Consider the following 24,539-nt stretch of genomic DNA (forward strand, 5'->3'; position numbering starts at 1 on the left):
CCCTCGCGCCCTCCTGAACTTGCCCCGCACGACCCCGCCGACCAGCATGAACAAGCCGGATCACCGTTTCTCGCAAGGAGAGCCATGCCGATGTCCGACACCGTCGTGGTGGGTCTCGATGTCGGCGGTACGTCCACCCGGGCGACCGTCCTCACCCTCACCGGGCAACGCGTCGGCACCGGCCGCGCCGGCGGTGGCAACCCCACCAGCCACGGCGCCGAGCGCGCCGCCGCCGAACTGCTGACCGCCCTCCGCGAGGCGCTCGCCGACGTCGACCCGACGCGGGCGGCCGCCGGCACCATCGGGCTCGCCGGAGCCGGCCGGCTGCTCGCCGACCCGGCCGGGCGGGCCGCCTTCGACCAGGCCTGGCACGACGCCGGTCTGCGCTGCCCGTACGAGGTGCACGGCGACGCCCTTGTCGCGTACGCCTCCGGCACCGCCGCCCCGGACGGGACCATCCTCATCGCCGGCACCGGGGCCATCACCGCCCAGGTCCACGAGCTGCGGCTCGACCGGATCGCCGACGGGCACGGCTGGCTCCTCGGCGACGCCGGCTCGGGCTTCTGGCTCGGTCGGGAAGCCGTTCGCCGACTGCTCGCCGACCTCGACGCAGGCCGCGGGCTCGGCGCGCTGACCACGACCGTGCTCACCGAGATCCTGGGCAGCGCCGACATCGCCGCCCGCCCCCGGGACACCGTCGACGCCACCATCCAGACGGTGACCCGTCGACCCCCCATCGAACTGGCCCGGCTCGCGCCGCTCGTCGTCGACGCCGCCACCCACGGCGACCCGGTCGCCACCGAACTGATCACCGACGCCGCCGGGCACCTCACCGAGAGCGTGAGCCGCATCCGCCCCGCCGGGGCGGCGACACCGATCGTGCTCGGCGGCGGCCTGCTCACCGCGGACACCCCGCTCGCCGCCGCCGTCCAGGCCGAGATCGCGCGGCACTGGCCGGACGCGCCACTGCGTACCGCCGGAGACGGGGCCGCCGCCGCAGCCTGGCTCGCCGCCCGTGGTCTACCCGAGGTGACCGACCCAGCCGCCCTGCACGCCCACCTCTTCCCCACCCCCTGAGGCCGTCGGCGCTGGGCGCGCGCCGCCCAGCCCTCGCCCCGCACCATGCGCCCCGCACCACGCACCACGCACCACGCGCCGCGCACCGCGCCGCCGCGCCGCCGCGCCGCGCGTGATCGCACCCGATCCAGGATGTAGTGCCCTCCGGCCCCGACGAGGGGACTCTTTCCAGGATTTAGCGCGATCACCGGTGCGCGGGCGCCCGAGACGAGCACGATCACGGTGGGCCGCACGGGCTGCCCCGGCCCGGAGCAGGTGACGGCGCTGTCGAAGCCGTAGCCCCGCCGGGACGGGCCATACAGGGGGATGCGGTCTCGGCACCCGCCTCGAGTGGCGGCATTGCCGCCGGAGCCCGCTACCTGCCAGGGAATCACCGCGTATATTTGCTTGTTCAAGCAAGCAACGACGGGTTCGACGAGAGGTTCAGCCGTTCCGCGTCAGGACATCACAGTAGGAACCGGAGGCACTGACATGAATCGGCTCAAAGGGCGCGCTGCACTGGTCACAGGCTCGACGAGCGGAATTGGGCGCGGTGTGGCGGAGGCGATGGCCCGGGAGGGCGCCATCGTCGTCGTGACCGGACTTGGCGCGGAGCAGGGTGCTCAGGTCGTCGACGGAATAGTCGCGGAGGGCGGCATCGCGCACTTCGTCGAGTCGGACCTTTCTGCGGGCGGCTCCGAGATCCGCCGCCTTGCACAGGAGGCGACGGCCCTGGCGGGTCGGCCGATCGACATCCTGGTCAACAACGCGGCCTTTCTCGTGCCGCCTCACCCCATGACCGAGTCGACCGAGGAACAGATCGACAAGGTGCTGGAGGTCAACATCAAGGCTCCGTACCTTCTGACGGCGGCCCTGGTGCGCGGCATGGTGGAGCATGGCGGCGGCTCTGTGATCAACATAGGCTCGATCGGCGGCGTGGACGGAATCAAGTTCACCTCGCTGTACGGCGCCAGCAAGGCGGGCCTGCACTCGCTGACGAGGTCGTGGGCCGCGGAGCTGGCCGCTGACGGTGTGCGGGTGAACACCGTCGCCCCAGGACCCACCATCACGCAGGGAAACGAAGACCTCCGCCCTCTCCTGGAGAAGCTCGCCGAGAGCAACCCGGACAGGCGTACGGGCAATGTGCAGGACACCGCCGCGGCAGTGATCTTCCTCGCCAGCGAGGACGCGTCACACATCCACGGTGTCCTCCTCCCCGTGGACGGCGGGGCCCTCGCGATCTGAGGACGGGCCGGCTCGGCGCGTCGGCGCCGAGCCGGCTTCACCGGTGATCAGGATCGGTCAGACCTGTGCTGCCTGGAGGACTTCGCGAGGAGGCGGCGCGGGTCCTACTTGAGCTGCCCCGCGGTGAGGCCCGACTGCACCTGGCGCTGGAAGGCCACGTAGATGGCGAGCACCGGGAGCACCGCGATGCTCAGCCCGGCGAACAGCCGCGCGTAGTCGCCGGCGTAGCCCTGGCTGACCGAGAGCGCGAACAGCCCCTGCGCCAGCATCCACTTGGACTCGTCGCCCTGCAACAGCACCTGCGGCAACAGGAACTGGTTCCAGTGGCTGAGGAAGTTGAAGATCGCCACGCTGATCAGTCCCGGACGTGCCATGGGCAGCATCACCCGGAAGAAGAGCCGGAAGTGACCGCAGCCGTCGACCAGTGCGGCCTCCGCCACCGAGGTCGGCAGGGTCCGGAAGAACGCGGTCAGGAAGAACACCGTGAACGGCAGTGAGTAGGCCGCGTACACGAGGATCAGTCCGAGCCAGGTGTTGAAGAGACCGGCGTTGCGGACCACGAAGAAGAGTGGCACCAGGGCGAGGAACACCGGGAACATCAGGCCGCCGACGAACAGGTAGTAGACGACCTGGCGGCCCCGGAACTCGTAGCGGGCGAAGACGTACGCGGCGGTGGCGCCCATCAGCATGGTGAGGCTGACCGAGCCGGTCACCACCACCAGGCTGTTGAGGAAGTACCTGCCGATGTGCGCCTCGGTCCAGGCCCGCGCCCAGTTGTCCAGGTTCAGCGCACCGGGGAGCCCCCACGGGTCGGCGAGGATCTCACCGTTGGTCTTGAACGAGCTGATGAACATCCACAGCAGTGGCAGTACGGTGAGCAGGCCCCAGAGCAGCAGGAAGCCGTGCGAGAGGGCGTTGGCCACGCCGAGTTCCCGGCGTACCGGGCGGTCCCCGCTGGTGACCACGGTCGGGGCGGTCGCGGTGGGCTGATCCAGAGTGGTCACGAGTACTCGATCCGTTCGCGCCGGCCGACCCGCAGCGACAGCACCGCCACCGAGAGGGTCAGGAAGAACATCACCACGCCGATCGCCGAGGCGTAGCCGAACTTGGTCTCGCTGCCGAAGGCGGTGTCGTACATGCGTACGCCGATCACGTCGGTGGAGAAGTTCGGCCCGCCGTTGGTCATCAGCTGCACGAGGATGAACCCGTCCAGGGCGAAGATGGCCAGATAGACCCAGGCGACCTGGACGGTGTCCCAGAGCAGCGGCAGGGTGACCCGGCGCAGGGTGGTGAACCGGGACGCGCCGTCGAGCAGGACGGCCTCGTAGATCTCCTTCGGTACGGCCGACATCGCCGCGCCGAACAGCACCACGTAGAAGCCGACGTTGCTCCACACCATCACCGCGAGCACGCACCAGAAGGCGGTCGCCGGGTCGCCGAGCCAGGTCGGTGCCGGTAGGCCGAGGCCGTGCAGAGCGGTGGTGAGCAGCCCTTTGTTGGGGTGGTACACCTCCTTCCACAGCAACGCGATGATCACCACGGAGAGCACCTGCGGGAAGAAGTAGACGGTGCGGTAGAGCGCGCCACCGCGTACGCCGGTGACGCCGGCACTGCCCTTGCGCCCGCCCATGGCGAGCATGGTGGCGAAGAAGAGCCCGAGCACGATGGTGAGCACCGGCACCAGACCCAGCAGGATCGCGTTGTTCTTCAGCGCGTTCCACACGTAGTCGTCGTGCCAGAGGGTCTTGAAGTTGGCCAGGCCGACCGGGTTGGCGTCGGCCGAGTAGCCGAGCCAGTCGGTGGTGGAGATCTGGAACGCCTGGAGGTACGGCGAGACGACGAAGAACACGTACAGCAGCACCGGTGGCACCAGGAACGTGACGATCAGCGGCCACTTGCCATGTTTCACGAGAGGGACCTCTCCGTTGGGGTACGGCCGGTGGGGGCGGACCTCTCCCCCACCGGCCGGGCGGGTCAGGCCGCTCGCTTGTACTTCTTGATCGAGCTGTCCTGGGCGATCGAGTCGGCGCCCTTCTGGCACTGTTCGAGGAACTCGGCGGGGCCGATCCGGCCGCTGAAGAACTCGCCGCACGCGGCGTCGACGAGGTTGCGCTCCAACTTGCGGTAGAAGTTGTTGTACACCCAGTTGAAGCCGTTGGCGCCGGACGCATCGAGGGCCTTGACCACGGTGCTCAGCCCGTACGGCAGCTCGACGCCCTCGGTGGCGCCGGCGACCACGGTGAGGCTGGCGACCTTCTTGGTGAAGTCCTGGGCGCCCTTCTTGGAGAGCATGGTCCGGAAGTACTCCAGGCCACCGGCGACGTTGCGGGCCTTGGCGGGCACCATGAACGGTTCACCGGCGGTGCCCCGGATCGCCTCGAACGGCAGTTTGTCGCCGCTGCCTAGGCTCGGCGTCGGCGCGATGGTCATGTTGAACCCGGCCGGAGTGACGTCCTTCTGCTCGCTCTCCAGCCAGGAGCCGCAGGAGATGAAGGCGGCCTTGCCCTGACACCAGGCGGTCTGCGACTGCTTGTGGTCGAGGCCGGGCGAGCCGTCCAGGATGTACTTGTCCTTGACGATCTGGTGCCAGGCGTCGGCGGCGGCGCGCATCGAGTCGGACTTCCAGGCGTTCGGCTCCAGGTTGTCGATGGCGGTCGCCACGGACGGGCCGCCGAACTTGATGGCCGTGGAGATCAGCGGCCAGCTCATGTAGCGCGGGTGCAGGCCGGCGTACGTCCAGGGGGCGATGCCGGCGGCCTTGATCTGCTTGCAGAGCGCGATGTGCTCGTCCCAGGTCTTCGCGTACGACCAGCCGCGGTCGGCGAAGAGCTTGGCGGAGTGCCAGATGCCGTAGGCGGTGTAGGTGTAGTTGAGCACCAGGAACTTGCCGTCGTAGGAGCCGACCTCGACGGCGCCGGGGAGCAGGGTGTCCTTGACCGTCTTGCCCGGGATGTCGAGGCTCGGGGCGGCCAGCAGGTCGTCGAGGCCGGCGAGGGCGTTCTGGCTGACCAGGCCGTTGAAGTCGATCTGGCTGGAGCCGGAGTTGTTGACCACGTCCGGCGGGGTGCCGTCGACGAAGCGCGGCTGGAGGGTCTTGCTGATCTCCTGGGTGGAGGAGTGCTTGATCTTCGCCTTCGGGTACTTCTCGGTGTACATGGCCTCGTGGGCCTTGGCGTACTCCTCACCGAACCCGCCGCCGAAGATCACCACCTCGAGTGGGGCGTCCTCCTTCACGCCGAGCGGGTTCTGCGCGCTCTTGGTGCCCTGGTAGGTCTCGGCATCCTTCTTGTCACCGCCACCGCTGGTGGCGCAGCCGGACAGCAGGCCGGCGGCGGGGGTGGCCAGGAGGCCGGCGGCGGCGCTGCGCCGCAGGATGTCACGCCTGTTCATGGGTTCTCCTCGGGTCGGGTCGGGCGGATCGCCGGTCTGGGGGAAGGCATCCGCCGCGCGAGGGGCGGTAGTTCTCTTCAATTCATGCTCTGTTGCTGAAGAATTTCTACGACAGCCGGGCTCGGACTTCAAGTCCTGACTGTCGAACCGTTATCACCACCAGCCGCCGCCGCGTCGCCTAGCCTTGGGCGATGCGCCGTCTGCGTCAGCTGGCCGAGCGCACCCCGGCTGGGCGGGAGCGGTACGTCGACCTGCTCCGCGCGCTCGCCATCACCATGGTCGTTCTCGGACACTGGAGCGTCACGGTGATCGGCCGCGACGCCGCCGGGCAGGCCACCGGGCACTCCGCGCTCGGCGACCTGCGCTGGGCCTACCCGCTGACCTGGCTGGCCCAGGTGATGCCGGTCTTCTTCCTGGTCGGGGGGTACGCCAACGCCGCCTCGCTGACCCGGCTGCGGGCCCGCGGCGGCGACGCGGCCGGCTGGCTGATCGACCGCAGTGCCCGCCTGGTCCGCCCCACCAGCACGCTGCTGCTGGTGCTCACCGCAGCCGCGGCGGTCGCCTGGCTGCGCGACATCGACCCGACCCGGATCCGCCAGGTGTTCTGGTTCGCCACCATTCCGCTCTGGTTCCTGGTCGCCTACCTGGCGGCGGTCGTGCTCACCCCAGCGATGTACGCGCTGCACCGCCGCCTCGGCCTGGTCGTACCGCTGGTGCTCGTCGCCCTGGTCGGCCTCGGCGACCTCGGCCGGCTGAGCGGGCCGGAGGAGCTGAGCTACGGCAACTACCTGTTCGGTTGGCTCGCCGTCCACCAGCTCGGCTTCGCCTGGCACGACGCCCGCGCCACACCACCACCTGCCGGCCCAGGCGTGCCATCAGCAGCAAAGGCCGGCACAACCGCGCCGCCACCTGCCGAGACCGACGCTGCCGGGCCGTCGACTCCCGACCGTCCGGGGGTACGCCGACGGCGGCTGCCCACCTCACGCCGGGCCGGTCTGGTCTTCCTGGCGGGCGGGCTGGGCGCGGTGCTGCTGCTCACCGTCCTCGGCCCCTGGCCGGTGGCCATGCTCAAGGTGCCCGACGAGCGGCTCGACAACGCCGCGCCACCCAGCCTCGCGTTGCTGGCCGTCGCCGCCGGTCAGCTCGGCCTGATCCTGCTGCTGCGCGGCCCGGCCGAGCGACTGCTGCGCCGCAGCGGGCCGTGGCAGGCGGTGATCGGGGTCAACCTGGTGGTGCTGACCGTCTTCCTCTGGCACCTGACCGCCGCGATCCTGCTGATCGGGTTGCTCGACGCGGTCGGGACGCTGCCCACCCCGGCGGTCGACACGGCCGCCTGGTGGGCCTGGCGGGTGCCCTGGTTGCTGCTGCTCGGCGCCGTTCTGGCGGTGCTGGTCGCCATCTTCGGGCCGGTGGAGGCGCGCAGCGGCCGGCACCGCACCGGGCGGCCGACTTCTCGGGGCACCCCGGCCCGGTCGGCGTTGGCGGTGGCCGGCTACGCCGCCGTGGTGGCCGCGCTGCTGGTCAACAGCACCACACCGCAGCAGGCCCCGGAGCCGCTCGGCACGCCCGTCCGGGCGCTGGTGGCGTACCTGGCCGGGGCGGGCGTGCTGCGACTGCTCAGGTCTGGGTGGGGAACCCGAGGTTGACCCCGCCGTGGCGCGGATCCAACCAGCGGCTGGTGACGACCTTGCCCCGGGTGAAGAAGCGCACGCCGTCCTCGCCGTGCGCGTGCAGGTCGCCGAAGAGCGACGACTTCCAGCCGCCGAACGAGTGGTACGCCATCGGCACCGGGATCGGCACGTTGATCCCGACCATGCCCACCTCCACCTCGTGCTGGTAGCGCCGGGCCGCCCCGCCGTCGTTGGTGAAGATCGCCGTGCCGTTGCCGTACGGGCTGGCGTTGACCAGGTCCACCGCCTCGTCGTACGAGCCGGCCCGGACCACGCTCAGCACCGGTCCGAAGATCTCGTCGGTGTAGATCGACATGTCCGGGGTCACCCGGTCGAACAGCGTCGGGCCGAGCCAGAAACCATCCGGGTCGCCGTCCGGCGTCACGTCCCGCCCGTCCACCACCGCCACCGCGCCGGCGGCCACACCGGCGTCCACGTAGGAGCGCACCTTCGCCGCGTGCGCGGCGGTGACCAACGGGCCCATGTCGCAGCCCCGCCGGCCGTCGCCGGTGCGCAGACCGGTCACCCGCGCGGCGATCCGCTCGACCAGCGCGTCCGCCGCCGGCTCCACCGCCACCAGCACCGAGATGGCCATGCACCGCTCCCCCGCCGAGCCGAACCCGGCGTTGACCGCCGCGTCGGCGGCCAAGTCCAGATCGGCGTCCGGGAGCACCACCATGTGGTTCTTCGCACCACCCAGCGCCTGCACCCGCTTACCGGCGGCCGTCGCGCGTTGGTAGACGTACCGGGCGATCGGCGTGGAGCCGACGAACGACACCGCCCGCACCTCCGGGTGCTCCAGCAACGCGTCGACCGCCTCGGAGTCGCCGTTGACCACGTTGAGCACCCCGTCGGGCAGGCCCGCCTCGGCGAACCACTCGGCCAGCAGCAGCGCCGCGCTCGGGTCCTTCTCGCTCGGCTTGAGCACCACCGCGTTGCCGCAGGCCACCGCCACCGGCACGAACCACAACGGCACCATCACCGGGAAGTTGAACGGGGAGATCACCGCGACCACCCCGAGCGGCTGCCGGATGGTGTACGAGTCGACCTCGGTGGACACGTTCTCGCTGAACGCGCCGCGCAGCGCCGACGGCAGCCCGCACGCGTACTCGATGACCTCCAGGCCGCGCTGCACCTCGCCGGCGGCGTCGGCGAGCACCTTGCCGTGCTCGGCGGTGATCACCTCGGCGAGCCGGTCCCGCCGGGCGTGCACCAACTCCCGGAAGGCGAACAGCACCGCGGACCGCCGGGCCAGCGACGCATCCCGCCAGGCCCGCGCCGCGCGGGCGGCGGCCTGCACCGCCACGTCGACGTCCGCGGTCGAGGCCAGCTCGACCTCTGCGGTACGCCGACCGGTCGCCGGGTCGAACACGTCGCCGCGCCGCTCCGACGTGCCGCCGACCCGCTTGCCGTCGATGAAGTGACCGATGCTCACGCCGCCACCCCCGCAGCCGAACGGATCGCGTCGACGAGGATCGCCAGGCCCTCACGGGCCTCCTCCTCGGTCAGCGTCAACGGTGGACCCATCCGCAGCACGTTGCCGTGCAGGCCGCCCTTGCCGGTCAGCAGGCCACCGTCGCGGGCGGCTTCGAAGACCCGGTTGGTCAGCGCCGGATCCGGCTCACTGCCGCCCGGCCGGACGAACTCGACGCCGAGCATCAGCCCCTTTCCGCGTACCTCGGCGACGCAGTCGAGCCCACCCACGGCGGCCCGCAGGCCGTCGGCGAGGATCGCGCCGACGCGGGCCGCGTTCGCCTGGAGGTCGTGCGCGATCAGGTAGTCGAGCACCGCGTTGCCGGCCGCCGTGGAGATCGGGTTGCCGCCGAAGGTGGAGAAGCTGATGGCCGGCACCGACTCCAGCACCTCGGCCCGGCCGACCACCCCGGCCAGGGCGAACCCGTTGCCGATGCCCTTGGCGAAGGTGAGCAGGTCCGGGGTGACGCCGTGCGCCTGGTAACCCCAGAAGTGCTCCCCGGTACGCCCCCAACCGGTCTGCACCTCGTCGGCGATGAACAGGATGCCGTGCTCGTCGAGGACCTTCTTCCAACCGGCGAAGAGCCCGTCCGGCGGGTGCACGAAACCGCCCACACCCTGGATCGGCTCGGCGATGAGCGCTGCCACGTCACCGGCGGTCTGGGTGGCCAACACCTCGCGCAGGTCCTCCACCGCCGCGTCGACCTGCTCGTCGGCGCTGAGCCGGGCCAGCAGGCCACGCACCCGGTCACCGGAGTGCAGCCAGGCCACCTGGAGCGGGTTGAGGCCGCTGGCCGACCAGTTGCGGTTGCCGGTGACGCCCATCGCCGCGTACGACCGGCCGTGGTAACTGTTGCGCACGGCCAGGATCTGGTGCGAACGGCGGTGGTTGGTGGCGACCAGCAACGCCGCCTCGTTCGCCTCTGTGCCGGAGTTGGTGAAGAACACCCGGGCGTCCGGGATGCCGGAGCGCTGGGCGATCTTCTCGGCCAGCTCCACCTGTTGACGGATCAGGTAGAGCGTCGAGGTGTGCACGACGCCGGTGGCGAGCTGCCGCTCGACGGCCTCCCGGATCTCCGGGATGTCGTAACCGATCATGTTGGTCAGCACCCCGCCGAAGAAGTCCAGGTAGCTGCGACCCTGCGCGTCGGTGACCCGGCGGCCCGAGCCGGAGACCAGCTCGATCGGCTCGGCGTAGTACAACGGCATCCAGGACGGGAGCACGGCCCGGTGCCGGGCCAGCAGGTCGTCGGTCATCGTGGCAACCCTTCAGCGGCGTTCGTGGATACCGCACGCTCCCACCCGCCGGCCGACGCGAACAACTGTCAGCCTGTAGCGCATGGAAGTCCCGACCTGACAGCACGTCAACGGTTTCCACGGCAACGACTGGCTATGACGCACGGTTTCCGCAGTACTCGCGGCAAAAGCCCACTCGATCCGCAGCCTGGCCACCGATCGCTACCCTGGGTCGGTCCACTGTCGCCGGGGAGGCACACGGTGCGCATCGAAGAGACGATCGCCGAGCTGGAGCGCGTCGCGGCGCGCGAGGTGGGCCGGGGCAGCGAGGCGCTGGCCGAACCCGCGGCGGGTGGGCTGCTGGCCGCCGCCCGGTCGCTCGCCGCCGCCGGGGCGCCGGACGCCGCGGTGTTCACCGGCTTCTTCATCCCCGGCGCCGAGCCACCCGCTGCGGAGACCGACGGCCCGCTCGGCGCGGTCCAGATCGCCGCCGCGCTGCGCCTGCTCGGTGGCCGGTGCCGGCTCGTCACCGACGAGCCCTGCGCCCCGGTGGTCGAGGCGGCCGTCGCCGCCGCCGCGCCCGGCCTGCCGGTCGACGTCGCGCCGCTGCAGGGCTACGAGGACTGGGCCGCCGCCCTCCGCCCCGAGTACGACCGGCTGACCCACCTCATCGCCTGCGAACGGGTCGGGCCCGGGGTGGACGGTCGGCCCCGCAACATGCGCGGCGAGGACATCGGCGCGCACACGGCACCCCTGGAGCGGCTCTACACCTCCGGGTCGGCGCACCGGATCGGCATCGGCGACGGTGGTAACGAACTCGGCATGGGCCGCCTACCGGCAGACCTGATCGGACGGGTGGTCGCCTCGGGCGAACGGATCCGGTGCGTGGTGGGCGCGGACGCGCTGCTCGTCGGCGGCACGTCCAACTGGGCCGCCGCCGCCCTCGTCGGCGCGCTGTCGCTGCTCCACCCGGAGGTGCCCGCGCTTCGGACACTGCTGGAGCCCGCCTGGTCGTACGACCTGCTGACCGCGATCGTGCGCGCGGGCGCGGTGGACGGCGTACGCCGCCGCCCCACGCTCAGCGTCGACGGCCTCGACTGGCCCGCGTACGCCGAACCGCTCACCCGGATCGCCGAGTTGGTCAGGGCAGACCGGTAGGTGTGGGTCGTTCGGTCGCCGGCCGCAAGGCCCTCGGCGGGCGCCTCGCCGCTCGCGCGTGCGCGACCTGGCGGGGGCGCAACGGCAGGTGCAGGGCGGCGGCGACCACCGCGAAGGCCGCCCAGCCGGCGCCCAGCGCCGCAGCCGACGAGACGTCCTGAAGGTAGTGGTACGCGGTGAGGAAGCCGACCAGCGCGAGGCTGTTGCGGGCGAAGTGCCGACTGAACTCGGCCAACTGCCGGCGGGCCTCGACGGCGACCAGCACACCCGAGTACGGGAAGGTCACCACCATGCCGCGCAGCACGGCGCCGAGCAGCGCGGTGAGGACCGCCCCGACGAAGATCACCACCAGCTTGAGCAGCACCGGCAGCCCGTCCGGGCGGGTCGCCGCGACGGCGACCGCCTCCTCGGCGGAAGCGCCACGTGGACGGGCGCGACGCCGCAGCCACAGGATGGCCGCCAGCCAGAGCACGAGCGTGCCGGCGAGGGCCACCTCGAACGGAATGTCGACGGCCAACAGGCCGGCGCTCAGCGCCACGTAGACGGCGATCCCCGCGACGTCGGCGAGCAGGATCGGCCAGCGCCACCGCTGGTGGGTGACCGCCACGGTGACGAAGAAGAGGTTGAGCCCGAGCACGCCGAGCACCTGCGCGCCGTCCACCCGGTACTCGGTGGTGACCAGGGCGAGCGTCATCGGCAGCGGCAGGCTGTAGACCAGCGCGCGGAGCCGGACGGAGCGGATCACGCTGACCGCCCAGACCACTGCCGTCACCAGCAGGACCGCGCTCCACGTCATGGCTCACCCGTTCCCGCCCCGGTGGGGGCCGTCAGTCCTGGAAGGTCGCGGCGTTCGCGCAGAGGTCGAACACGCGGGTGAGCCGAGCGACGTCCGTCCGGTTGACCGAGAACTGATTCTCGCCGATTTCGCCGTGCGCGGTCATGTGGGCCTCCCAACAGCTCGACCCGTCCCAGAGTGTCAAATTCACGTGCAGGTGCGGACTCACCACCCCGAGAGGCAGCAGACCCACCCGCGCCCCGGCCGCGCGCTGCTTTTCCACCAGGGCGGCCAGATCGTCGGTCAGCGTGGCGTAGACGAAGACCCGGGTGATCTGGACACCCCGTTGCAGGGCCTCCACGTTGGCCTCCCAGTAGCGCCGGCCGATCTCACTACGCCACCAGCTCAGCTCCCCGCTCACCCGGGGCATCACGTTGGTCAACCCGTCCAGCCGACGTACGCAGGTGCGGGTCGCGCCGACCAGATCCTCGTCCTCGTCACCGCGCCGGATGATCCGACCGTCGGCGAGCTGCTCGGCCTCCAACCGGAACTGCTCGTAGCGCCGCTGCGCCTCCACCGCGACCCGGGTGCCCGCGTGCTGCTCGGCGGCCTCCCGGATGGCCCCGGCCAGCTCCGTGGTGGTGCGGACCAGCCAGGGCGGGCCGTCCAACAGGGTGCGCAGGTGGAAGCGGCGCTCCGCGCGGGCCAGTGAGTCGACCAACAGCGAGATGGTGATGCCCATCAGGCCGGCCAACAGCGACTCCACCCCGGAGGCGGCGTTGCTGAGGTCGAGCACGATGCTGAGGGTGACCGACAGCGTGATGCCGACCAACGCCACCGGGTCGGTGTGCGCCACCAGCCGGACGAAGCCGGCGGCGGAGCCGCCGCTCTGCCGTAACCGCTGACGGGCCACGTCACGGGTCATCGAGATCCCCCAATCAGCCGCTCCCGCCAGCGTAGACAGCAACCACAACCAGTGGCCCCACCGCAGCGGGCCGGTAGCATCCGGCTGTGCACAGAGCGGACGCGGCGCCGTCGACCGGTACTGACGACGAGCGGATCACGGCGGAGATCCAGGCCTGGGTCTGCTCCACCCCGCTCCAGGGCCTGGTCACGCACTTCGGCGGCACCTGGCCCGACGGCGACCTCACCGACGTGCTCCGCTTCCTCGACGACTTCTCCGCCCACCACTGGGACTTCCGGGGCGGGCGGGAACGGCCCGACGCCCGGGAGCCCGACCTCGACCCGGCCACCGCGACACTGGTGCTCGACGCGGCCGCCGCGCTGGGGCTGATCCACCCGGTACCACCGGCCCGGTCGGCGTACGCCCACCTGGTGGTGCTCGGCGGCCTGGCGCACGCCTGCGTACGCCGCGTCGCCTACGCCGCGCACCTGCTCCGCGCCGGCCTGCCGGTGAGCGGCGAGGTCGCCGTCCTGGGCAGCTTCCGGCCGCTGTCGGACTGGGAACGCCGCACGCTCGCCGATGCGGGCCTGCCGGCCGACGAGACCGAGGTGGACGTGCTGGACACTGCCGTCCGCCGGGTGTTCGAGGTGGCCGCCCCGGCCGAGCAGGACGGTGTCGACGCCGGTCACCCGCACCACTCCTGGTCGTCGCGGACCTACCGACCGGACGGGCTGCCGCCGATCCGGGTGCTGGCCGCGCCGTCCAGCGAACCCGACCAGCGGCGGGCCCACACCGCCGACACCCAGCGGTTCTGGGCAGCCCACGTCCGGCTCGCGCCGGGCGACAGGGTCCTGATGGTCACCGCGCCGATCTACGTGCCGTTCCAGCACTGCGACGCGCTGCGCACGCTGGCCCTGCCGTACGGGTGCGTCATCGACACGGTCGGGGTGGACCCCACACTGGCCGACCTGGCACGGCTGCCGGAGCAGACCCTCAGCCCCGGCCGCTACCTACAGGAGATCCGCTCGGCCGTCCGGTCGATGCGGGCCCTGCACGCGGCACTGGTCGCCGGCTGACCCGCGCGTGGTCGAGGGCCGGCGCACGGGGATCGCCCGCGCACCGGCCCGGTGAAGCATGGTCAGTTCACGTAGACGGCGGCGTTGCCCTTGCTGCTGTCGCGCACCGGCGAGTACGTCGCCGAGAAGTAAGCGGTGCCGAAGCAGAGGGACGGGCCGGAGAACTTGGTGAACGGCTGGTTGGTGAAGGTGATCGAGTTGGTGGCGTTGGCCGCCGTGCCGGTGAGGCTGTTGGTGCTGGTCCGGTAGACGCAGGTGATCGCGCCGAGCAGCGAGTTCAGCACGACGGTGCTCTGGACCGGAGCCGCCGTGGTGCCGGAGATCTTGACCACGCCGGCGCTGGTGACGGAGGTGGCGTACGGCAGGTTGTTGAGGGCGATGCTCTGCACCCCGGTGGTGCCGAACACGTTGGTGGTGCAGGTGCCGAAGCTCTGGGCGGTGAGGCTCTCGGTGGCGGTGCCCGGGGCGGTCGGGTTGGTGAGCACCTTGGCGCTGAAGCTGGACGCCGCGCACTTGATGCCGGTGGTGCCCGAGGTGGAGTTGTAGAAGGTGGCGTTGGTGCCGGTCTTGAGGCTGGCCTGGATGACGTCGTTGACGGCGACGGCGGTGCCGCCGGCCGTGGGGTAGGTCAGGACGTTGCCGGCGAGCGCGGCTGACGGGTCGGCGGAGGCTGGCGGGGCGGCTACGAGACCGGTCAGCAGCGCGAGGGCGACGAGACCCCCGCCGATTTTTCCGTACCTGAGCATGGTGCTTCCTTCCGGTGGCGGGACGGGAACGAGCAGACCGCGCAGGCGGTCACCGCCGGGCGGGCACGCCGGGCGGGGATTGTGGCCGTCCGACGTGGACGGCGGTGGTGGTGGAGGCGCCGGGCGACCGTCGGGTCGGGCGCGGGTGGCGGAGGTGCCGCGGATCAGCGGGCGGGTGGGCGTGGTGCACTGCGGCGTAGCCGCGTCACCTGCGCCTCTCCGGCATTGGGAGAGCGTTCGTGTTCGGCGATAATGACAGCCATCGACCCCTCCTTCGACGAGTCAGGGTGACCACCCGGGGAGATCACCAAAGGTGACGGGGAGCGAACTGAGCGTGAGGAAAGTTATAAACCCCGGAGGGTCGCAAAGTCAACGAATCAACGGAGGTCAATGAGTTGACCACGCAGAGCCACCCTCAGCCGGTGCCGGCGCCCTTGCCGGGTGCACGCCCGGGCCGCGACCCGGACCGCGCGATCAAGCGCGGCCCCCGACGGGTCTCCGCAGAGGTCGTGGCCGCAACCCAGCGTGACCGCCTCTTCGACGGGCTCGTGCACGAGGTGGCGACGAAGGGCTACGACAACGCCCGAGTCAGCGACATCTGCCACGCCGCCGGCGTGACCCGGCCGGCCTTCTACGCCCTGTTCACCGGCAAGGAGGACGCCTTTCTCGCCGCGTACCGGCACGGGATCGCCGTGCTGTCACAGCTGATGGAGAGCGCCTACCGCGAGGCCGGCCCAACCTGGCCGGACGCGGCACGCGCCGCGCTGCGCACCTTGCTGGAGGTGCTGGCGAGCGTGCCGGCGTTCGCCCGGATGGCGCTCGTCGAGGTGGACGCGGCCGGCCCCGACGCCCGCCGCGAGCGCGACGCGCTGCTCAGCAGCTTCCGCCGGTTCTTCGCCGACGCCGGCCCGGGGCCGACGCTCGCCGACGTGGGCCGCGACGAGCTGGTGTCCACAGTGGTTGGCGGCATCTACGCCACCGTCCGCGGCCGCGTGGCGCGGGGTCGGGCAGCGGAGTTGCCGCAACTGCTGCCGGTGCTCACCTACGCGGCCATGGCGCCGTTCCTGGGCACCGAGGCCGCGATTCAGGCGACCCGGCCGATACGGCCGGACGACGGCCCGGGTACGACCGCGCCATGCGCACCGACCCACCCCTCCTGATCACACGGTCGGAAACCGCAGCGGTTTCTCACCTTGGCCGCATTTAACAAATACCGCCCAAATGGCCGCCACGTGCCGTTGACCTCTCCTTTACTCGGCGGTAACTTCGGCTCTGCGCCCACAGAACGCGGGTCAGGGATGCAATTCCCATTGTCGTCGATGAATTGATCTTAAGGGGAGCCGCCATGTCGGAGGAAACCACACCCGTCGCACCCGGCCCGCCGCGCAGTGGCACGCGTTGGCGTCGGTTCGCCGCCACGTTCGGCATCGTCGTGGCGGGCGCCGCCGGCATGATCGTGCTCACCGCCCAGGGCGTGCTGGGCGCGCAGTTCGCCATCTCGGGCATGCCGTTCACCGTCACCGCCGACAAGCTCACCGGCACCGGGTTCGAGCAGTTCGCCACCCTCGACCAGATGATCCCGGACAGCCCCAACCAGGGCGACACCGGCGGGCAGGTCCTGGTGATGGTCTCGGCGATCGACAAGGCGGAGCTGACCAACCTCTGCCAGAGCATCAACCTTGGCGGCGTCTTCCTCAAGATCACCGCCGGCAACGGCGACAAACCGGTCACCGCCCGGACCCTGGTGGTCGACGGCGACGAGATCGCCGGTAACGCCGCTTTCCGGAACATCGACATCGGGCAGGACGCCAGCACCCTGGACAAGGTGCCCGGCGTGAAGGGTAACCCCGGCGTCTTCTCCCAGCAGGCGGACTCGATCGTCATCGAGAACCTGCGGCAGAACAACTACGCCACCACCGCTGCTGTCTTCAACCTGCCCAACCTGCGCATGGCGTTCACCTCCGACGGGTGCTGACATGAGCACCGAACAACACCAAACGGCGCCGGCCGTCCGCGAAACCCGCGGGCGGTGGCGCCGCTGGCGGCGGGCCCGCCCGTTCACCGCCGCTGTGCTGATCGCCCTCGGGGGCGCCGAGATGCTGGCGACCCTACGAGCGCCGCTCGGGGTGCTGCTGCACATCGGACCGCAGGGGCTCGCCGCGTACCTGGTGCCCACCATCCTCGTGATCTGCGGCGTACTGCTGATCACCACCCCGCAGCAGCGGGTCTTCTATGCCCTGGTCTCGCTGGTGCTCGGGCTGGTTTCCTGGTTGACCTCGAACCTGGGCGGCTTCGTGGTCGGGATGCTGCTGGCCCTGACCGGCGGGGCACTCGCTTTCGCCTGGACCCCGGACAAGGATCACCGTCCCACCGGCGCCGCGACGGAACCCGCCTCAACCGCGTCGCACGAGGACGAGGACGCCGCCGACACAGTGCTGCTGCCCGGGATGCAGTCACCGGACCCCAGCCCGGTCGACCGGGGCTGAGTCAGCGGGCGGTGTCGGCGACGGCCTGCGCGAACACCTCGGAGCGGTGCTCGAAGTTGCGGAACCGCCCGTAGCTCGGCGCCGCCGGGGAGAGCAGCACCACCCCGCCGGCCGGGGTCAGCTCGCGGGACAACCGGACCGCGTCCACCAGGTCGTCGACCAGCTCGGTACGCACCTTCGGCAGACCGGCGAGCACCTCGACGATGCGGGTGCCGCTGTCCGGAATCCCGATCACGGTCAGCTCCCGCTCCGCCAGGTGCTCGGCCAACGGCGTGTAGTCCAGACCTCTGTCGTTGCCCCCGACGATCACCGTCAACGGCCGCCCGTCGTACGCGTCGATGGCGTGCATGGCCGCGTACGGGCTGGTGGCCAGGGTGTCGTCGACGAACGTCAGCCCGGACGGGTCGGTGATCTCGGTGAGCCGGTGGGCCAGCCCCTGGAACTCGGCGACCGCGACGGCGAGGTGGTCCCTACCGGCCACCACGTCCACGCCGAGCGCGTCGAGGACCGCGAGCGCGACACAGAGGTTGCCCTCGTTGTGCCGCCCGACCAGCGGCAGCACCGCACGCGGGAAGAGCGGCTGGTCACCGAAGTGGAACCAGGGCGTGCCGTCGGCGCCGGTGCCGACGTGGGTGGTGTCGGGGCGACCGGCGCGGACCGCCGGCAGCTCACCCAGCTCCGCGGCGAGGCGGGGGTCGCCGCCGTTGACCACGATCGTCTGCGGGTCGTGGGCCAGCAGGTTGAGCTTGTCCCGGTAGTACTCCCGTTCCCCACCGTGCGCGTCCAGGTGCTCGGGGAAGAGCGCGGTGACCACCGCCACCCGGGGCGAGTCGGTGAGGTCGCTGCACTGGTAGCTGGACAGCTCCAACACGTACAGCTCCGCCTCCGGCAGGTCCAGGGTCGGCACCCCGATGTTGCCGCCGAAGACGTTCGGCCGCCCCATCGCGGTGAGCAGGTGACTGATCAGGCTGGAGGTGGTGCTCTTGCCCTTGCTGCCGGTGACCCCGACGGTGCGCGCGGCGTGGTCGGCCATCCACAACGCGGTGCCCTGGGTCACCAGGATCCCGCGCCGGCGCAGCTCGATCAGCCACGGGTGGGTCTGCGGCACGCCCGGGGAGCGGACCACCACGTCCGCGGCAGCCAGCCGTTCGAAGCCCGCCTCGCCGGTGACCAGCGGCGCCGCCTCGGCCAGCGGGCCGTCCCAGGGCAGCGATAGGAAGTTCGCGCTGTCGTCCACGGCGACCAGCTCGGCCGGGCCGTGCGCGGCGATGGCGGTCACAGCGGCCCGGCCCTCCCGACCGGTGCCCCAGACGGCGACGGTACGTCCGCGCAGGTCAGAAAGGCGCACGGGGCTCTCCTCGTGGGTCACGGCGGCGGCAGGGCGGGCCCGGTCCGGACACGGCCGGACGAACCAGGGCCTAGTATGGCGTGTGCCCAACGAGCAGCTCCGGCGGATGGACGCCTTCACCTTCCCGTCCTACTCGATCGACTTCGCCACCGGCGAGGTGTTGTTCGACTACGCCCTGACCGGTCCGGCCGGTGAGCAGCGGTTCACCGAGGTGATCACGCTTCCGCTGCCGGCGGAGCCGCCCTCCGACGAGACGGTGGCGACCCTCAACCGGGTGCTGGAGGTGCTGCACCTCGTCGCCGGGGTCAGCTACTACAAGGCCGCCGCGCCGCCCCGACTCGTGCTGCCGGCGCCGCTGGGCGCGGCCACCGTCGACTACGTCACGGCCGTCTACACCAGGGGCCTCGCGGAGTACGCGTACCGCAACCAACTGCCGCACGTGCTCGAGTTGCGCCCGGAGGTGCCGGCCGGCACACCGGTGGCACCCCGGGTGTACGACGACTCGGACCGTCGCCCGCTCTCGGCGGTCGGCGGCGGTAAGGACTCGATCGTCAGCCTGGAGGCGCTGCGCCGCGCCGAGCTGGACCCGGTGCCGTTCTCGGTCAACCCGAACCACGTGATCGTCGCCGTCAACGAGGCGTCCGGGCTGGTCCCGCTGGCCGCCCGGCGGCGCATCGACCCGGTGCTGTTCGACCTGAACGCGGCCGGCGCGTTGAACGGGCACATCCCCGTCACCGCCATCAACTCCCTGATCGCGGTGGCCACCGCCGTCCTGCACGGGCTGGGCCCGGTGGTGATGTCCAACGAGCGTTCGGCGTCCGACCCGAACCTGGTCTGGAACGGCCACGAGATCAACCACCAGTGGTCCAAGGGCGTCGAGGCGGAGGGGCTGCTGCGGGCGTCACTGGCCGAGCACGCCGGCCTGACCGACCCGTACTTCTCCCTGCTGCGTTCGCTGTCCGAGCTGCACATCGCCCGACTGTTCGCCGAGTTCACCCGGTACGACGACGTGGTGACCAGCTGCAACCAGGCGTTCAAGCTGCGCGACGCGAGCGAGCGCTGGTGCCGAGACTGCCCGAAGTGCCGCTTCGTCTTCCTGGCCATGGCGCCGTTCATGCCGCGGGAGCGCGTCACCCACATCTTCGGCGGCGACCTGCTGGCCGACGAGTCGCAGATCCCCGGCTACCGCGAGTTGCTGGGCGTGGACGGGCACAAGCCGTTCGAGTGCGTGGGCGAGGTCGAGGAGTCGGTGGTGGCGCTCGGCCTGCTCGCCGAACAGGACCAGTGGCGCGACGCCCCGGTGATCCAGGCCCTGGTCGACGCCGTCCCGGAGACGGCCTGGTCCGCGGTGGCCACCTCGGACGTCTTCACCCCCGGCGGCCCCAACCACATCCCCCCAAGTTACGCAAAAGCCCTGAACCACCTCATGTGAAGCGCTAGAGGTTCGGGCCCGCTCCGGCCCCCGCGCCGGCGTTGCGAGCCCCTCCTCGGGGCCGAAGATCGCGGCGGCTAGCCGGTGGAGTGTGTGTGGCGCTGCCCCTTTGGAGCTGATGTCGTAAACGAATCGAGCGAGGCAGGCCGAGCCGCGGCCGGGACACGCCAAGCCCGGCACGTCGGGACGGCCCACGACCGAGCGGGCCCATGACGGGGCCGGACCATGACCGGGCCGGACCCAAGGCGGGCCGGACCATGACCGGGCCGGACCCAAGGCGGGCCGGACCCAAGGCGGGGCAGCCCCAGGACCAGGCCGAGTAGGGCCAGGGGATGATTCGTTTACGACATCAGCTCCAAAGCGTGCCCGACCCAGATGCTCACCCCCTACGCCGAGCCGTCCGCCGTCCGATCCGCAACCCGGAGCCGCGTCAGGGCGCTCGGACCGCTTCCAGGGCCAGTAGGGCTACGTGTAACGACAGGCTGGCCTCCACCGAATCCAGGTCCACGTCGAGGATGCGGGCGATGCGGGCCAGGCGTTCGTAGAAGGCCGGCCGGGACAGGTGGGCGGCGGCGGCACCGGCGGACTTGTTGCGTCCCTGCTCCAGGTAGGCGCGCAGGGTGTCGAGCAGCCGTTCCCGGGGATGCCGGGCGTCGTACTCCAGCAGCGCCCCGAGTTCACGCTCCACGAACGTCTGCAACCGGGGCTCGTCGCGCAGCAGGTGCAGCAGACCGGCCAGCCCGACGTGCGGCAGCCGGAAGATCGGCAGGTCACGCCGGTCCCGTCGGGCCGCCTCGGCGATCTGCCGCGCCTCGACCAGCGACCGGCGGGCCTCCCGCAGTGTGCTCACCCCGGACCCGGCGGCCACGATCGTCGCCCGGGCCGCGCCGGCGTCGAGGCGTACCCGACGGAGGGCGCCGGCGAACGCGGACAGCGCGCGGTCCTCGGCGGCCGGGTCCGGCAGGGCCAGCAGCGCGCCCACCGAGTTGTCGTCGACGGCGCTGGTCAGCGCGGTCAGCTTCGCCTCCCGCAGGGCCTGGCCGACCGCCTCGGAGAGATCGCGTAGCCGGGCCTGGCCGGCCTCGGGGCCGACCTCCCCGGCGGGGTCGTCGGCGCGGTGCCGGACCATCACGCCGACCAGGTGCCGTCGGTCGAGCACCACGCCGAGCGCCTTGGCCCGCAGCCCCACCTCGTCCACCGGGCGGGAGTGGTCGAGCAGCGCGGTGAGCAGGGTGCGGTGGATCTGCCGCTCCAGACCCTCGGCGTCGCGGCGGATCAGCCGGCCCAGCGCGAGGGTGGACGCGGCCCGCTCGATCAGGATGGTGAGCCGGGTGGGCGAGCCCGCCGCCGGCTCGACGGCCCGGGCGCTGGGCACGTCGCCGCTGGCCGGCCAGCGCAGCAGCAACCGACCCCAGTCCTGCCCCCGGGCACCAACGGTGGTCACCAGCCAGCCGCTGTCCGGGTCGTACGCGGTCCGCCCGGCCGGGCGGATCCGCCGGGAGTGCTGCTCCCAGCCGTCCAGCAGCAGCTCGGCGCTCTCGCCCGCCGGGTCGTACCCGAGCACCTGTCGGGACAGGTTCTCCAGCACCACGGGGCAACCGGACAGCTCGGCGGCCTGGCGGATCACCTCGGCGGCGTCGGCGCCCTCGACGGACAGGTCGTTGAACCGCTGGTGGATCTCCTCGGTGGCGCGCAGCTCGGTGAGCTGCGCGTCGACGATCAGCGCGTGCACGGCCTCGGTGATCCGGACGAACGGGGTGGCCCGGCGCAGCTCCACCAGGGGCAGCCCCCGCCGCTCGGCGGCGGCGGCCATCACCCGGGGCACACCGCTGACGTACCGGCGGCCCAGCTCGACGACGAGCCCGGAGACTCCGACGTCGGCGAGATCACCGATGAACGCGCGCAACCCGGCGTCGTCCCCGGGCAGACCGATGCCGGTGGTGAGCACCAGTTCGCCACCGCCGAGCAGGGTGGCGATGTCCGGCACCTCGGCGACGTGCACCCACCGGACGGGTCGGTCCAGCCCGTCGTCGCCAGCGACCACGCGGGGCGCGCCGTGGCGGACCGGGTCCAGGGCGAGGACCTCACGGACGGTAGGGAACACGGCCGACACGCTACCGTCCGTGACGCCGGAACTCGACTTGCCACCGGCGCGAGGGCTCAGTCGACGCCGAACTCCATCGCGGCGCGGTCGAGCGCCTCGTCCTCCGCCGAGGCGACGCCCCGGGACGCGATGGCTTCCGCGCCGCCCTCGGGCATCGCGCCGATCAAGCCGGTCGAGGCGGCCTGCGCGGCCCCGATCATCCGCTGCGGGTTCCCGCCGCCGACCAGGCCGAGGGAGGCGTACTGCTCCAGCTTCGACCGCGAGTCGGCGATGTCCAGGTTGCGCATCGTGAGCTGACCGATCCGGTCCGACGGGCCGAACGCCGAGTCCTCGGTCCGCTCCATCGACAGCTTGTCCGGGTGGTAGCTGAACGACGGACCGGTGGTGTCCAGGATCGAGTAGTCCTCGCCCCGGCGCAGCCGCAACGTCACCTCGCCGGTGACCGCCGTGCCGACCCACCGCTGCAACGACTCGCGCAGCATCAGCGCCTGCGGGTCCAGCCAGCGGCCCTCGTACATCAGCCGACCGAGGCGGCGACCCTCGTTGTGGTAGTTCGCCAGGGTGTCCTCGTTGTGGATGGCGTTGACCAGCCGCTCGTACGCGTAGTGCAGCAGCGCCATCCCGGGCGCCTCATAGATGCCCCGGCTCTTGGCCTCGATGATCCGGTTCTCGATCTGGTCGGACATGCCCAGGCCGTGCCGGCCGCCGATGGCGTTGGCCTCCAGCACCAGGTCGACGGCGCTGCCGAACTCCTTGCCGTTGATCGTGACCGGGCGGCCCTGGTCGAAGCCGACGGTGACGTCCTCGGTCGGGATCTCCACCGACGGGTCCCAGAAGCGGACGCCCATGATCGGGTTGACCGTCTCGATGCCGGTGTCCAGGTGCTCCAGGGTCTTCGCCTCGTGCGTGGCGCCCCAGATGTTGGCGTCGGTCGAGTACGCCTTCTCGGTGCTGTCCCGGTAGGGCAGGCCGCGTTCGAGCAGCCACTCGGACATCTCCTTACGCCCACCCAGCTCGGTGACGAAGGCGGTGTCGAGCCACGGCTTGTAGATGCGCAGCATCGGGTTGGCCAGCAGGCCGTACCGGTAGAACCGCTCGATGTCGTTGCCCTTGAAGGTCGAGCCGTCGCCCCAGATCTGGACGTCGTCGGCGACCATCGCCCGCACCAGCAGGGTGCCGGTCACGGCGCGGCCCAGCGGGGTGGTGTTGAAGTACGCCCGCCCGCCGGTGCGGATGTGGAAGGCACCGCAGGTCAACGCGGCCAGGCCCTCCTCGACCAGGGCGGCGCGGCAGTCGACCAGGCGGGCGACCTCGGCGCCGTAGCTGAGCGCACGGCCGGGCACCGAGGCGATGTCGGGCTCGTCGTACTGGCCGATGTCGGCGGTGTAGGCGCAGGGAATGGCGCCCTTGTCGCGCATCCACGCGACCGCGACCGAGGTGTCGAGGCCGCCGGAGAAGGCGATGCCGACACGTTCGCCGGTGGGCAGGGAGGTGAGAACCTTGGACACGGGGAAAATTATGCAATAGAACGCATGGCCATGCAAGCCAATGCGGTCTACTCACCGCCGAACGGCGGATCGTCGCGGCCCAGCTCCCAGAACGCCACCGCCGCCGCGGCGGCCACGTTCAACGAATCCACGCCGCGGCGCATCGGAAGGACCACCCGCACGTCGCTGGCGGCCTGGGCCGCCGCGGTGAGCCCGGGCCCCTCGGCACCGAGCAGCAGCGCCGCCCGCTCGCGCTGCGCCGGGGTCAACCGCTGGATCGGTACGGCGTCCGGCGCGGGCGTCATGGCGAGCACCGTGAAGCCGGCCTCCCGCACCTGGTCCAGGCCCTCGGGCCAGCGGTCGAGCTTCGCGTACGGCATCGCGAAGACCTCACCCATGCTGACCCGGACACTGCGCCGGTACAGCGGGTCGGCGCAGGACGGCGACAGCAGCACCGCGTCGATGCCGAGCGCGGCGGCACCCCGGAAGACCGCACCGAGGTTGGTGTGGTTGTTGACGTCCTCCAGGAGCACGACCCGGCGCGCGGCGGCGAGCACCTCGGCCGCCGTCGGCAGCGGCCGGCGGTGGAACGACGCCAGCACCCCCCGGTGTACGTGGAAACCGGTGGCCCGCTGCAGCACGTCCTGGGTCGCGGCGTACACCGGCGCGTCGCCGGTGTCCAGGTCGGCGAGCTGGTCGACCCGCTTGGCGTCGATGAGGTACGACCGGGCCGGGTAGCCCGCACGCAGCGCCCTGCGCAGCACCAGCTCCCCCTCGGCGATGAACAGGCCGTGCGGTGGTTCCCAGCGGGTGCGCAGCTCGACGTCGGTGAGCGCCCGGTAGTCGGCGATCCGGTCGTCGTCAGGGTCGGTGATCTCGTGGACGGGCACCCGACGATTCTGCCGGACGCGGAGCAGTGCGCCTCGACGCCCGCCCGACGGGGTGTTTTGTCC

At 71.6% G+C, this 24,539-nt stretch carries 21 protein-coding genes; 9 read left to right on the forward strand and 12 right to left on the reverse strand.

What is annotated here, in order from left to right:
* Positions 1–90 precede the first annotated feature (90 nt).
* Both ABTW72_RS03630 and ABTW72_RS03635 read left to right on the forward strand, forming a co-directional pair.
* Positions 91–1,077 (forward strand): N-acetylglucosamine kinase, encoded by a 987-nt coding sequence (locus tag ABTW72_RS03630; protein WP_350853764.1) that lies wholly within the window; start codon positions 91–93, stop codon positions 1,075–1,077.
* Between the two features lie 471 nt (positions 1,078–1,548).
* Positions 1,549–2,301, forward strand: a complete 753-nt coding sequence (locus tag ABTW72_RS03635; protein ID WP_350853767.1) for an SDR family NAD(P)-dependent oxidoreductase — start codon at positions 1,549–1,551, stop codon at positions 2,299–2,301.
* Between the two features lie 104 nt (positions 2,302–2,405).
* Here ABTW72_RS03635 and ABTW72_RS03640 read toward each other — a convergent pair whose 3' ends face one another.
* From ABTW72_RS03640 to ngcE, 3 genes are all read right to left on the reverse strand, one after another.
* Positions 2,406–3,305 (reverse strand): carbohydrate ABC transporter permease, encoded by a 900-nt coding sequence (locus ABTW72_RS03640; protein WP_350853770.1) that lies wholly within the window; start codon positions 3,303–3,305, stop codon positions 2,406–2,408.
* Positions 3,302–4,210, reverse strand: coding sequence for a carbohydrate ABC transporter permease (locus ABTW72_RS03645; RefSeq protein ID WP_091403945.1), 909 nt, complete (start codon positions 4,208–4,210; stop codon positions 3,302–3,304). The genes ABTW72_RS03640 and ABTW72_RS03645 overlap by 4 nt, the downstream gene beginning before the upstream one ends.
* A 65-nt stretch (positions 4,211–4,275) precedes the next feature.
* A complete protein-coding gene (ngcE, locus tag ABTW72_RS03650; RefSeq protein ID WP_350853773.1) occupies positions 4,276–5,691 on the reverse strand; it encodes an N-acetylglucosamine/diacetylchitobiose ABC transporter substrate-binding protein in 1,416 nt (471 codons plus the stop codon).
* Between the two features lie 191 nt (positions 5,692–5,882).
* Between ngcE and ABTW72_RS03655 the strand changes: the two genes are divergently transcribed.
* The gene (locus tag ABTW72_RS03655) at positions 5,883–7,337 is read left to right on the forward strand and encodes an acyltransferase family protein (protein ID WP_350853776.1); all 1,455 of its coding nucleotides are present in this window, start codon (positions 5,883–5,885) and stop codon (positions 7,335–7,337) included.
* On the opposite strand, the gene ABTW72_RS03660 is transcribed toward ABTW72_RS03655, so the two are convergent.
* Positions 7,309–8,796, reverse strand: coding sequence for a CoA-acylating methylmalonate-semialdehyde dehydrogenase (locus ABTW72_RS03660; RefSeq protein WP_350853779.1), 1,488 nt, complete (start codon positions 8,794–8,796; stop codon positions 7,309–7,311). The genes ABTW72_RS03655 and ABTW72_RS03660 overlap by 29 nt on opposite strands.
* Entirely contained in the window at positions 8,793–10,091 is a 1,299-nt protein-coding gene (locus ABTW72_RS03665) for an aspartate aminotransferase family protein (protein ID WP_350853782.1), read from the reverse strand. The genes ABTW72_RS03660 and ABTW72_RS03665 overlap by 4 nt, the downstream gene beginning before the upstream one ends.
* A gap of 240 nt (positions 10,092–10,331) precedes the next feature.
* Between ABTW72_RS03665 and ABTW72_RS03670 the strand changes: the two genes are divergently transcribed.
* The gene (locus tag ABTW72_RS03670) at positions 10,332–11,228 is read left to right on the forward strand and encodes a glutamate cyclase domain-containing protein (RefSeq protein WP_350853785.1); all 897 of its coding nucleotides are present in this window, start codon (positions 10,332–10,334) and stop codon (positions 11,226–11,228) included.
* On the opposite strand, the gene ABTW72_RS03675 is transcribed toward ABTW72_RS03670, so the two are convergent.
* A complete protein-coding gene (locus tag ABTW72_RS03675; protein ID WP_350853788.1) occupies positions 11,212–12,024 on the reverse strand; it encodes a hypothetical protein in 813 nt (270 codons plus the stop codon). The two genes, ABTW72_RS03670 and ABTW72_RS03675, sit on opposite strands and share 17 nt — an antisense overlap.
* Positions 12,025–12,055: 31 nt before the next feature.
* Entirely contained in the window at positions 12,056–12,928 is an 873-nt protein-coding gene (locus tag ABTW72_RS03680; RefSeq protein ID WP_350853791.1) for a hypothetical protein, read from the reverse strand.
* An 86-nt stretch (positions 12,929–13,014) separates the two neighbouring features.
* Between ABTW72_RS03680 and ABTW72_RS03685 the strand changes: the two genes are divergently transcribed.
* The gene (locus ABTW72_RS03685; protein WP_350853794.1) at positions 13,015–13,983 is read left to right on the forward strand and encodes a hypothetical protein; all 969 of its coding nucleotides are present in this window, start codon (positions 13,015–13,017) and stop codon (positions 13,981–13,983) included.
* A 62-nt stretch (positions 13,984–14,045) separates the two neighbouring features.
* Here the strand turns inward: ABTW72_RS03685 and ABTW72_RS03690 are convergent, their stop codons facing one another.
* Positions 14,046–14,729, reverse strand: coding sequence for a Tat pathway signal sequence domain protein (locus ABTW72_RS03690; RefSeq protein ID WP_350853796.1), 684 nt, complete (start codon positions 14,727–14,729; stop codon positions 14,046–14,048).
* A 422-nt stretch (positions 14,730–15,151) separates the two neighbouring features.
* Between ABTW72_RS03690 and ABTW72_RS03695 the strand changes: the two genes are divergently transcribed.
* The 3 genes from ABTW72_RS03695 to ABTW72_RS03705 all read left to right on the forward strand — a co-directional run bounded on the left by ABTW72_RS03695 (position 15,152) and on the right by ABTW72_RS03705 (position 17,215).
* Entirely contained in the window at positions 15,152–15,889 is a 738-nt protein-coding gene (locus tag ABTW72_RS03695; RefSeq protein WP_350853799.1) for a TetR/AcrR family transcriptional regulator, read from the forward strand.
* A gap of 185 nt (positions 15,890–16,074) precedes the next feature.
* Positions 16,075–16,704 carry a DUF6230 family protein gene (locus tag ABTW72_RS03700; protein WP_350853802.1) on the forward strand — a complete coding sequence of 210 codons (630 nt, stop codon included), beginning with the start codon at positions 16,075–16,077 and terminating at the stop codon, positions 16,702–16,704.
* Position 16,705: 1 nt separating this feature from the next.
* Positions 16,706–17,215, forward strand: a complete 510-nt coding sequence (locus ABTW72_RS03705) for a DUF6114 domain-containing protein (protein ID WP_350853805.1) — start codon at positions 16,706–16,708, stop codon at positions 17,213–17,215.
* Between the two features lies 1 nt (position 17,216).
* Here the strand turns inward: ABTW72_RS03705 and murD are convergent, their stop codons facing one another.
* Positions 17,217–18,563: a UDP-N-acetylmuramoyl-L-alanine--D-glutamate ligase gene (murD, locus tag ABTW72_RS03710; RefSeq protein WP_350853808.1), complete on the reverse strand. Its 1,347-nt coding sequence runs from the start codon at positions 18,561–18,563 to the stop codon at positions 17,217–17,219.
* Between the two features lie 82 nt (positions 18,564–18,645).
* On the opposite strand from murD, the gene ABTW72_RS03715 reads away from it, so the two are divergent.
* Positions 18,646–19,995 (forward strand): MurL-like N-terminal domain-containing, encoded by a 1,350-nt coding sequence (locus tag ABTW72_RS03715; protein WP_350853810.1) that lies wholly within the window; start codon positions 18,646–18,648, stop codon positions 19,993–19,995.
* Between the two features lie 430 nt (positions 19,996–20,425).
* Here the strand turns inward: ABTW72_RS03715 and ABTW72_RS03720 are convergent, their stop codons facing one another.
* From ABTW72_RS03720 to ABTW72_RS03730, 3 genes are read right to left on the reverse strand one after another with little or no spacing between them, the layout of a single operon-like run.
* On the reverse strand, positions 20,426–22,099 hold the full coding sequence (locus ABTW72_RS03720; RefSeq protein WP_502892144.1) for a PucR family transcriptional regulator: 1,674 nt from the start codon (positions 22,097–22,099) through the stop codon (positions 20,426–20,428).
* A gap of 56 nt (positions 22,100–22,155) precedes the next feature.
* Complete coding sequence (gene argG / locus ABTW72_RS03725) at positions 22,156–23,607, reverse strand: argininosuccinate synthase (protein ID WP_210787492.1); 1,452 nt, start codon at positions 23,605–23,607, stop codon at positions 22,156–22,158.
* A gap of 47 nt (positions 23,608–23,654) precedes the next feature.
* The gene (locus tag ABTW72_RS03730) at positions 23,655–24,503 is read right to left on the reverse strand and encodes a TrmH family RNA methyltransferase (RefSeq protein WP_350853987.1); all 849 of its coding nucleotides are present in this window, start codon (positions 24,501–24,503) and stop codon (positions 23,655–23,657) included.
* Between the last annotated feature and the right edge of the window lie 36 nt (positions 24,504–24,539).

The sequence above is a fragment of the Micromonospora sp. NPDC127501 genome (assembly GCF_040302185.1).
Taxonomy (GTDB): Bacteria; Actinomycetota; Actinomycetes; order Mycobacteriales; family Micromonosporaceae; genus Micromonospora.

Coding starts and splice junctions, on each gene's coding strand:
- ABTW72_RS03630 (WP_350853764.1), top strand. CDS start 91: ATGTCCGACACCGTCGTGGTGGGTCTCGATGTCGGCGGTACGTCCACC.
- ABTW72_RS03635 (WP_350853767.1), top strand. CDS start 1,549: ATGAATCGGCTCAAAGGGCGCGCTGCACTGGTCACAGGCTCGACGAGC.
- ngcE (WP_350853773.1), bottom strand. CDS start 5,691: ATGAACAGGCGTGACATCCTGCGGCGCAGCGCCGCCGCCGGCCTCCTG.
- ABTW72_RS03655 (WP_350853776.1), top strand. CDS start 5,883: ATGCGCCGTCTGCGTCAGCTGGCCGAGCGCACCCCGGCTGGGCGGGAG.
- ABTW72_RS03665 (WP_350853782.1), bottom strand. CDS start 10,091: ATGACCGACGACCTGCTGGCCCGGCACCGGGCCGTGCTCCCGTCCTGG.
- ABTW72_RS03675 (WP_350853788.1), bottom strand. CDS start 12,024: ATGACGTGGAGCGCGGTCCTGCTGGTGACGGCAGTGGTCTGGGCGGTC.
- ABTW72_RS03680 (WP_350853791.1), bottom strand. CDS start 12,928: ATGACCCGTGACGTGGCCCGTCAGCGGTTACGGCAGAGCGGCGGCTCC.
- ABTW72_RS03690 (WP_350853796.1), bottom strand. CDS start 14,729: ATGCTCAGGTACGGAAAAATCGGCGGGGGTCTCGTCGCCCTCGCGCTG.
- ABTW72_RS03700 (WP_350853802.1), top strand. CDS start 16,075: ATGTCGGAGGAAACCACACCCGTCGCACCCGGCCCGCCGCGCAGTGGC.
- ABTW72_RS03705 (WP_350853805.1), top strand. CDS start 16,706: ATGAGCACCGAACAACACCAAACGGCGCCGGCCGTCCGCGAAACCCGC.